9 protein-coding genes, 3 tRNA genes and 2 pseudogenes are annotated in these 9,615 nt (G+C 42.7%); 8 read left to right on the top strand and 6 right to left on the bottom strand.

What is annotated here, in order from left to right:
- Positions 1-142: 142 nt before the first annotated feature.
- On the bottom strand, positions 143-817 hold the full coding sequence (locus RTR63_RS10785; protein WP_312524177.1) for a DUF2059 domain-containing protein: 675 nt from the start codon (positions 815-817) through the stop codon (positions 143-145).
- Between the two features lie 8 nt (positions 818-825).
- Positions 826-1,274, bottom strand: a pseudogene (locus RTR63_RS10780) (acyl-CoA thioesterase).
- A gap of 410 nt (positions 1,275-1,684) precedes the next feature.
- Between RTR63_RS10780 and RTR63_RS10775 the strand changes: the two are divergent.
- The 8 genes from RTR63_RS10775 (at position 1,685) to RTR63_RS10740 (ending at position 6,362) form a co-directional block, all read left to right on the top strand.
- Positions 1,685-1,760 (top strand) — tRNA-Asn (locus RTR63_RS10775).
- Between the two features lie 174 nt (positions 1,761-1,934).
- Positions 1,935-2,010, top strand: a tRNA-Asn gene (locus RTR63_RS10770).
- Between the two features lie 159 nt (positions 2,011-2,169).
- The gene (locus RTR63_RS10765; RefSeq protein WP_219331010.1) at positions 2,170-2,658 is read left to right on the top strand and encodes a hypothetical protein; all 489 of its coding nucleotides are present in this window, start codon (positions 2,170-2,172) and stop codon (positions 2,656-2,658) included.
- Between the two features lie 214 nt (positions 2,659-2,872).
- Complete coding sequence (locus RTR63_RS10760; protein WP_099833727.1) at positions 2,873-3,178, top strand: CopG family transcriptional regulator; 306 nt, start codon at positions 2,873-2,875, stop codon at positions 3,176-3,178.
- Positions 3,179-3,616: 438 nt separating this feature from the next.
- Positions 3,617-3,706, top strand: a tRNA-Ser gene (locus RTR63_RS10755).
- Between the two features lie 62 nt (positions 3,707-3,768).
- Positions 3,769-4,485 carry a 16S rRNA (uracil(1498)-N(3))-methyltransferase gene (locus RTR63_RS10750; protein WP_312524173.1) on the top strand — a complete coding sequence of 239 codons (717 nt, stop codon included), beginning with the start codon at positions 3,769-3,771 and terminating at the stop codon, positions 4,483-4,485.
- 227 nt (positions 4,486-4,712) lie between these two features.
- On the top strand, positions 4,713-5,495 hold the full coding sequence (locus tag RTR63_RS10745; RefSeq protein WP_312174960.1) for an acetoacetate decarboxylase: 783 nt from the start codon (positions 4,713-4,715) through the stop codon (positions 5,493-5,495).
- Positions 5,496-5,561: 66 nt separating this feature from the next.
- Complete coding sequence (locus tag RTR63_RS10740) at positions 5,562-6,362, top strand: 3-hydroxybutyrate dehydrogenase (protein ID WP_036589350.1); 801 nt, start codon at positions 5,562-5,564, stop codon at positions 6,360-6,362.
- A 135-nt stretch (positions 6,363-6,497) separates the two neighbouring features.
- On the opposite strand, the gene RTR63_RS10735 is transcribed toward RTR63_RS10740, so the two are convergent.
- The 4 genes and pseudogenes from RTR63_RS10735 to RTR63_RS10720 all read right to left on the bottom strand — a co-directional run.
- The gene (locus RTR63_RS10735; protein WP_312524171.1) at positions 6,498-7,871 is read right to left on the bottom strand and encodes a 3-deoxy-D-manno-octulosonic acid transferase; all 1,374 of its coding nucleotides are present in this window, start codon (positions 7,869-7,871) and stop codon (positions 6,498-6,500) included.
- Positions 7,872-8,002: 131 nt separating this feature from the next.
- Positions 8,003-8,536 carry an inorganic diphosphatase gene (locus RTR63_RS10730; protein ID WP_065252420.1) on the bottom strand — a complete coding sequence of 178 codons (534 nt, stop codon included), beginning with the start codon at positions 8,534-8,536 and terminating at the stop codon, positions 8,003-8,005.
- 199 nt (positions 8,537-8,735) lie between these two features.
- On the bottom strand, positions 8,736-9,380 hold the full coding sequence (gene nth / locus RTR63_RS10725) for an endonuclease III (RefSeq protein WP_050772870.1): 645 nt from the start codon (positions 9,378-9,380) through the stop codon (positions 8,736-8,738).
- A gap of 81 nt (positions 9,381-9,461) precedes the next feature.
- Positions 9,462-9,615 (bottom strand): annotated as a pseudogene (locus RTR63_RS10720) (RnfABCDGE type electron transport complex subunit B); the annotation flags it as partial.

The following is a 9,615-nucleotide window of genomic DNA, read 5'->3' as shown; positions in this document are numbered from 1 at the left end:
AACCGCCGACATTCTGCGTGTAAGGCAGACGCTCTACCAACTGAGCTAACGACCCTGACAGGCAATCTATAAGCCAATCAAGTTGCTTCAATATCATCGAAGTGACGCGTATTATATAGACTTATCATGGATTGTCAACTAGTTATTTAAAGATTTTTTCGATATCTTTTTGCAAACTTGGCATCGCTTTTTCAAATTGGCTTGTGTCACCTATCAGGGTCGGCATCATCACCTGCACAAACTCACTGGAAACTTGCGATTGTTTGCTCAAGATGCGTTGTCCCATTGGGGTCTCATAAAATTGGTTGAGGGCATCGACTTCAGCTTGGGTATAGGTTTTTTTGGCAATTGCCTGATAAGCTTGTTGCAGTTGCTGTTTAGAGATGGGTTGGTCTAATTGCTGTCCCAAGACGGTGCTATATTTGACAAAGATATTTTTAAGCTGTTTTTGCGCATGACGGCTAAAAATACCCGCGTTTTCATCCGTAGGCAATTCTTGGGGTAGCCCTTTCGTCATATTGGCCGCTTGCTGACGTTGGGCAAGCATTTCATCAATCATTTTATCGATATGGAGCACCTTAATAAGCTTGTCAAGCGATGCATCCGTGGGCTGGGTTTGCAATTCATTAATAGTGGTAACTGGTGTTTGAGCACTAACTGGGTTGTTTTGAATGATTAATTCGGCGCAAGCAGGATGAACCAACATAGTCATACCAGTCGAGGTCAATAAAGCTAGCAAGGCTAATTTTTTAGCATTTAATGAGCCTGATGGATTTAACGGTTTGTTGGGTTTTTTAGAGGAATATTGATGACGCATTCTTTTGCCTACTCGATATCACATTGGGGAATGTTATTACTTTGAAAACGTAATGCTTTACGCATCTGTGCGGCTTTTTGGCGGCATTCTTGTGGGCTATCTTTGATTTCAAGGGGTGGCACCCGGTTGGCTTGCCATATTGATCCACCGCGACCATGGTGAAGTAACAACTGTTGGTATGGCGTATCGTACGGTTTTGGATATTTTCTGCCTGCACTCGAATACCCACTTCCATCGAAGTTTTGCCCACATAATTGACGCTTGCCAAAAAGGTGACTAATTCCCCTACATGAATCGGCTCACGAAAAATCACTTGATCCACCGATAGCGTCACCACGTAGCTACCGCTATAGCGACTGGCACAAGCATAAGCCACTTGGTCAAGCATCTTTAATAAATCGCCGCCATGCACATTGCCAGTGAAGTTTGCCAAATCAGGCGTCATCAGCACAGACATGGTAAGTTCGTTTTGTAAAGGGGCAACTTGCAAATTTTGGTGTAATTCAACGGAATTGGCCACAATGAAGATCCTTCTTAATTTATATAACAACTATCATAAAAAATTATCAACCTCGGCAGCCTAGCTGTGAACTAACATAGCTTTAAATCAACGTAGCTGTGAATTAATACTGTGAGCCAACTTGACCCATATAGGGAATGCCTTAATCGCTAAAGTAGCAAATTCGCCTTATCATCACAATAGCCTATCAGTAACTAACTGATTACTAGCCAAAATCTAGTTGAATAATAAAAAAATCCGAATATTTTTGATATAGGGCTTGACAGTCACAGTTAATTTGCTAAAATACGCACCACTTAAACGCTGCGATGATTTTTGCAGGTTTAACAAAAAATTCTACCGCTTATTCTCCAATAGCTCAGTCGGTAGAGCAATGGACTGTTAATCCATGTGTCCCTGGTTCGAGCCCAGGTTGGAGAGCCATATTAAGAAGACCTTTAGCAAGCGTTGTTAAAGGTCTTTTTTTATGTGGCATTTTTTATCTATCGTTATTGCTATGGGTCATTTTGCATCATGAATTTTATTGATGTTTTTTGCTAAAAAATGCTTGACTCATTTTTTAAATCTCAGTAATATACGCACCACTTGATTATCTGTTCTCCAATAGCTCAGTCGGTAGAGCAATGGACTGTTAATCCATGTGTCCCTGGTTCGAGCCCAGGTTGGAGAGCCAATCAAGCCAAATTCTGTTGTATATTTTGAACCCGTTCCCTTGTGAATGGGTTTTTTTATGAGCAAAGTTTAGCAATTTGCTGTTTAATACGCCTTTATTTAATATCCTATTATCTCACTTGCTAAAGTACTATAAGATACTATTGATAAGATACTACTTATGACGCTGTCGTTTTCCCCTACCCAATCACAATTTTTGACCCTACAACAAGCGATTAATAAAGACCGCATCACCCAGCTAGTGAGCGATCATCAGCAAGGTAAACTGTCACCAGAAGATAAATCTTACTATGAAAACTTAATCACCCAATTTATCGAGCTAATCAAGCTGCCTGATAGCGCGCATTTAGCCATGCAGCTTTTACCAGAATTCAAAATCACCGTGCCAGCCTTGCTTGATGGCATGGCTTATCGCGCAGTGTCCGATAAAAGCCCGAAAGCGTGTGTGTTTGCGGCATATATGATTGACCAATCGCTGTTGCAGCGCGATATGACGCCCCTGTTTAATGTGATTATTGAACTCGGTACGCCTGAGCTGTGGGTTGAATTGGTAAAAAAAGTGAATAATGCCCCTGCCGATCGCATCGTTGAGAAGGTTTATCAATGTGATAAATCGGTACAGGCCTATTGGGAACAACAAATTTTGTAAAGAAATTTCGCCTGATTGTCGCGTGCAGCGTTAAGCTAATGCAACATTTGGCTAAGATTTTTGTAGGAATTTTACGTTTGCCTTGCTTGTTTCTCGCCAATGAAATAATTACACTAGGTTAAAGATATCTAATTGTGCTAAATTTTCCGTCTAATTGATAAACTGGTTACATCTAGCTTCATTGCTAAAAATTGATCACACGCGAGGCATGCAAATGATTACTAAAATCAAAAAAAATCAACAAGTCATGGTTCCTATTCATATCAAAATCACTGAAGAAATGCGGGATTTGTTAACCCAAGTCGCCAAAAATCATGGTTTTCCACGTATTCAAGGCTTGATTCGCTTATATATTCGCCGGGGACTCGATGCCGAGAATGTCGGCTACTCACTCGCCAAAGACAGCCGTTTTATCGAAAAGCTGAAGCGTCAAGGGGTGGCTGATGAGGTGATTTTTGAAGCGATTGAGGAGACAGCCAATGAGCCAGCAGCCAAAGCAAACGATACGGCAAAACCTTAAGCATTTTTAGCCCCATAAAAAAGCCCAAAACGCAAATGTTTTGGGTTTTTTAAGATTTACCAACGCTTTTATAGACTTATGTAACGTGCCAGAGCAGCGAGTTATTAACAATGTGATAACGTATCAGCAAGGTAATTTTCAACATTATTGTTAAACTGTAATGGGTTACATGGAGGCACTAAAACAACCCGTTGTATCAATATTTTTAGACTCAGGATTGGTGGGTTTTGAGCGTTTTTTGCTTCAATATTTTGCTTAACATCAGCGCAAGGTATGAAGCTCAGGTATTAAGCCAAAGTGTTTAGCATAGTTATCCAACTTTCTATTTAGCTTTCTATTTAGCTTTCTATTTAGCTTTCTTTTGCTAATATTTTTTGCATTAACGTAAAAAAATGCTTGCATTGTTATTTCACTTGTATATAATAGCCACCACAATTTGGAAGCTTGGCAGAGCGGTTGAATGCACCGGTCTTGAAAACCGGCAAGGGTGCGAGCCCTTCGAGAGTTCGAATCTCTCAGCTTCCGCCATATTAAAAAAACCCCTGACTTAATTAAGTTTTGGGGTTTTTTATTGCCTAAGATTTGTCCTTATGAATATCATTCTTTTACCGCAAAATACCTCATCGACCGCTATTATTGATGATAAAACGAGCGTGATGCATTTAAAACAGGTGCTTAAAGTGGCATTGGGCGATACGGTGAAAGTCGGTATCAAAAATGGTCATTTAGGCACAGCGGTTGTCAGTAATATCCACGATTCAAGTATCGAATTATCACAAATCCACTGTACTATTGCGCCACCTGCCAAACTTCCGCTGACTGTTATTTTGGCAATTCCCCGCCCCAAGGTATTGCGTCGTCTATTTTTGGACATGACGGCGATGGGTGCCCAGCATATTATTTTGGTCAATAGTTACCGTAGTGAAAAGAGCTACTGGCAAACCCCATTTTTAACTCAGCTCGATAACTATATTCATGAAGGCTTACAACAAGCCTGTGATACCGTAAGCCCGACCGTGAGCTTCAAAAAACGCTTAAAACCTTTTGTTGAAGATGAACTACCTGCTTTAATTGCAGGCAAACAGGCGATTTTGGCACATCCTTATGCCCATGAGCAGTTTACCCAAGTGTGGGACAATGCCATGCCACATGTGCTAGTGATTGGGGCTGAAGGCGGCTGGATCGATTATGAAGTCGAATTATTCAAAACCGCTGGCTGCCAAGCGGCGCATATTGGCAATCGCATCTTACGCACTGAGAATGCCGTGAGTGTGCTCTGCGGTCATGCACTGTTAACTAGCCAATAAAATAGCCCATAAGAACAGCCCTACATTGCGGTCAGATAACCTGCTATCGCCAAAGTTAAGCGGATGCAGGTGTGAAAAAATCATTACAACATCATAACAATTTTGTCTTGGGATTGATTTTGCATAAAGGTGTATGATATTTCCTGCTTCATGTCATAACGATAAAATTAAATATGCATAACTAAACAACATGACTAGATAATATAACGAGATAAAAAGGAAAGCTCATGAAAGCGAGTGATATCTTAGATAACGCGACGTTTATGCCTTTTACTGCCCCACCTTGTTCGAATGGTCCTTACGAATTTTTTGACCGCGAATACTTTATTATCACCTACCGCACAGATCCCGAAAAACTGCGAGCTATTGTACCTGAGCCACTCCAAATCACTGATGACGCGCTGGTGAGTTACGAGTTTATCCGTATGCCCAACAGCACAGGTTTTGGCAACTATACCGAATCGGGACAAGTGATTGAAGTGATTGATGCCGAAGGTCGTCATGCCAATTATACCCATTGTATGTTTTTAGATGACTTTGGACCTACCGCGGGCGGGCGTGAGCTGTGGGGTTTCCCCAAAAAAATGGCGTCGCCTGTATTAACCGTTGACAATACCGACACCCTACTTGGCACCCTCGACTATGGTAGTGTGCGCGTAGCCACAGGCACTATGGCGTATAAATATGATGAGCTGGACAAAGCCACCGTCAAAGCCAATATGGAAAAAACGCCCAATTATTTATTAAAACTCATTCCCCATGTCGATGGCACGCCGCGTATTTGCGAGTTGGTACGTTATTATTTGACCAATGTAGAAGTTAAAGCAGCCTATACAGGACCTGCTACCTTACAGTTATTTGACCATGTGATGGCACCCGTGTCAAAATTACCTGTGCTAGAAATCGTCAAAACCTCTCACATTATCGCTAATCTCACCCTGGCATTGGGAGAAGTAGCGGTAGACTACATTGCCGATGCGCAAGCCCGTCCCGATAGTAACTTTCAATAATTAATTTTTAATAAGTAAAACCGTCATAATAAAACCACTTTGTCATAAAAAATTAAGGAGAAAAATATGGCTACCCAACTCACTACTGATTTAACCGGTAAAGTCGCACTCGTCACTGGCTCTGCAAGTGGTATCGGTCGCGATATCGCAGAAACCTATGCCAAAGCAGGCGCTGCGGTAGGTATTGCAGATATCAACCCAGATGCGGCGCAAGCAACCGTGGATGCAATCAAAGCCGCAGGCGGCAAAGCGGTCGCCATTGCCATGGATGTGACCAATGAAGACGCGGTAAATGCTGGCGTGGATAAACTGGTACAAGAATTTGGGGATATTGATATTTTGGTGTCCAATGCCGGTATCCAAATCATTAATCCAATCGACCAATTTAGCTACGCGGATTGGAAAAAAATGATTGCCATTCATCTAGACGGTGCTTTTTTGACTACCAAAGCGGCACTTAAATACATGTATCAAAATGACAAAGTAGGTACCGTCATTTATATGGGCTCAGTACACTCACATGAAGCATCAGCCCTAAAAGCGCCGTACGTCTCTGCCAAACACGCGCTATTAGGTCTAGCCCGCGTATTGGCTAAAGAAGGCGCCGCTCACAACGTGCGCTCATATGTGGTATGCCCAGGCTTTGTCAAAACCCCACTGGTTGAAAAACAAATCCCAGAACAAGCCAAAGAAAAAGGCATTTCTGAAGAAGAAGTGGTGAAAAACGTGATGCTGGGTCAAACCGTTGACGGTGAATTTACCACAACCGATGATATCGCTCAATTAACCTTATTCTTAACCGCTTTCCCAACCAATGCGATGACCGGTCAATCATTTATCGCAAGTCACGGCTGGTTTATGAAATAGCTGACTATTGGCTTATAAAACCGAAGTACAAGAATAGACTACAAGAATAGGCTACAAAACTGACTGATAAAAAAGGACTAGCTTGGCTAGTCCTTTTTTTGCGTTTGCAATCTATATAAAGGGTTAATGCATAGGTTACAGATCGTCAATGAGCTTTCGACCATCACTCGCCACAGGTTCATGGTCAATTTTTTGAATCTCTGATTTTATAAGCTGTTCATTGTTATCAGCGATACATTGCATGATCATGGCAAGTTGTTGCTTGGTCGCATCTTGATATTTTTCTGCTAAGATTTGCCCGACGTGACCGGCAGTTTGGGCGGCTTTTGGGTTGCCAAGCCATCGAGCCAGTTGCTGCGTTAATTCATCACTACCATTGACTTGCGCCAATGCACCGGCTTGTTTTAACTGATCTACAATCAATTGGCAAGATTGGGTATATTGCCCCATAATAATCGGCTTGCCGACAATGGCTGCTTCAATCGGATTATGCCCCCCGATATTCACCAAAGACCCACCGACAATGGCAATGTCTGAGAGAGCATACCACACGCCAAGTTCACCCATACTATCTGCCAAATAAACGCTTTCATTTTTGGCAGGTTCGCCATCTTGACTACGCCGAATCACCGGCAAATTTTTGGAGTCAATCAATTTGGCAACATCATCAAAACGCTCGGGATGACGTGGTACGATAATGAGCAGCGGATGACGGTTGGCATACTGGGCTTTCACGGTTAAAAAGCTGTCTAAAATTGCCAATTCTTCGCCTTCATGGGTGCTGGCTGCCAAAATCACGGCGCGATCTGACAAGTTCCAACTTTGTTTTAACTTTTCGGCACGGCTTAGCATCAACGGGTTGGTTTTACTAGACCATTTAAGCGAACTGGCAATGCGGATTTTGTCACTGGTAGCGCCCAATTGGCGAAAGCGTTTGGCAGAATCGCTGTCTTGGGCGATGATAAGGCTTAAATTCTCCATCATACTTTGGCTAAGCTTGGCAGCTTTTTGATATCCCTTAAAAGATTTTTCTGACAAGCGGCCATTGACCAAAATCGTAGCAATTTGACGATTATTGAGTTCAGCAAGCGTGGTGCCCCACAATTCAGTCTCGATAAATAGCGCGGCGACGGGTTGGACATGTGCCAAAAATTTATCAATCACCGCTTTACTATCGACTGGTACAAAACTATGGTACACCTTGCCGGCTGCTATCTCAGGCGCAAACAGCTGCTCGACGCGGTTATAGCCTGTATGCGTGGTATTGGTCACCCACAACGCGTAGCCTTGCGCGAGCAAATCTCTTAAAATCGGTTCGGCGGTATTGGTTTCACCGAGTGACACCGCATGACACCAAATCATCGGCTGATGGGTGTGAATCTCAGGAAACACTTGACCAAAGCGTTGCTGCTTTTCATTAGGCAAGGTGGTTTTGCTCGCAAGTTTTAGTTGGTATAGTGGCTTTAACAGCGACATGGCGAGACGATAGTATAACGGTGTGGCTTGCATAACGACTCTTGAAACAACTTAATAAAAAAATGCCGTTATTGTAAAAAACGAGGGCTAAAATAGCAATAAAAAACCCTACTTTGTAAGTAGGGTTTTTGAACTTAGAGGTTCGCGAAATTCAACACCAGCCATTAGGCTTGTTCTGTCCAGCGTTTTTGTGATTCTTTAATCACCGCTTTGGCTTCCTCGATGTCGCCCCAGCTTTCAACTTTGGTTGTGCCCGCTTTTTTCAAATCTTTATAGTGATTAAAATGGAACTCGATTTGCTTAATCAGCTGCTGTGGTAAATCTGCAAGGGTATTGATAGCGTTACCGTTGTTGCGGTCATCGGCAGGTACCACAACCACTTTATCATCCACTTCACCATCATCCACGAATTTCATCACGCCAATGACCTTGGCTTCCATAAAGATGCCTGTTGGTAGCGGGGTGTCAGTGATGATCAGTGCGTCTAATTCGTCACCATCTTCATCAAGGGTTTGTGGGATAAAACCGTAGTTGGTTGGTTTGGCAAATAATTGTGGCTCTACGCGGTCAAGTTGCATCACGCCAAGTTTACGGTTCCATTCGATTTTGTTGTTTGAACCCGCTGGAATCTCGATAACTACGTTAATCACGCCGCCATCAACATCACCCGCATCAAGAATTTGGTTAAAATCTGCCATGAGTTTTTCCTTTTTGTTAGTAAAGTTGTTTATAAAACTGCTTGTAAAAAAGTAGCCTAAAAGTGGGTTGATTATAGCAAAGTCTGTTGGCTTTCTCTATTTTTTCCCGCCGCAACTTCTAGGAAATTATGAATATGCATAGGCAAGTTTGGAATTAAAAAAATTGGTCGTTTAACATCCTGTGTTAATTAAAATCCACTTACTTTTCAATAAACTTGGCTTTGTCTTTAAACATACATTCATTAAACACCGGGCATTTGCCACATTCGGGACTTCTAGCTTTACAAGTATAACGCCCATGCAAAATCAAATAATGGTGCGCGTCCAATATATAGTCCTGTGGTATTCGCGCGATGAGTTTATCTTCCACTTCTCGCACATTTTTACCCGTTGCCAAGCCTGTGCGATTGCCGACACGAAAAATATGGGTATCCACTGCCATGGTGGGCTGCCCAAAGGCAGTGTTAAGCACCACATTGGCAGTTTTTCGCCCTACCCCTGCTAGGCTTTCAAGCTCGTGGCGGGTTTGCGGTACTTCGCTAGCAAATTTATCCACCAAGTCTTGGCAGCATTTCATCACATTTTTGGCTTTGCTATTGTATAGCCCAATGGTTTTGATATAGCTTTTTAGCCCTGCTTCACCCAAATCCAAAATTGCTTGCGGGGTATTGGCAACGGCATATAGTTTACGGGTAGCCAGATTGACACTGACATCGGTGGCTTGTGCCGACAGTATGACCGCGATCAACAATTCAAAGTTGCTCTGATATTCCAGTTCCGTCTCTGGTTTTTCAATGGCTGCGGCTAATTTTTGGAAAAACGGCAACACGTTTTTATTGGGCATGCGCCGTGAGGGCGGTGTCTCTGCGGTTTTGGGCACTTGGATTTTTGGTTTGATGTTGGCAACCATTATGCACTCTTTAAGTTATTGCAGTGTCGCAAGTTGCTGCTGCAAGGCTTGCACCAAGGCTTGTTTATTGTCATCTGCGCGTACGGCAAGTTGTTTTTCTAATTTTTTGATTTGGGTGCGTAGTTTTGCCGCTTCAATGGCGTTTTTAGCCGCTGCTTCATCGATATCG

This window comes from Moraxella sp. CTOTU47724, from assembly GCF_032014955.1.
Taxonomy (GTDB): Bacteria; Pseudomonadota; Gammaproteobacteria; order Pseudomonadales; family Moraxellaceae; genus Faucicola; species Faucicola tetraodonis.
This window is presented reverse-complemented; position numbering and strand designations above follow the sequence as displayed.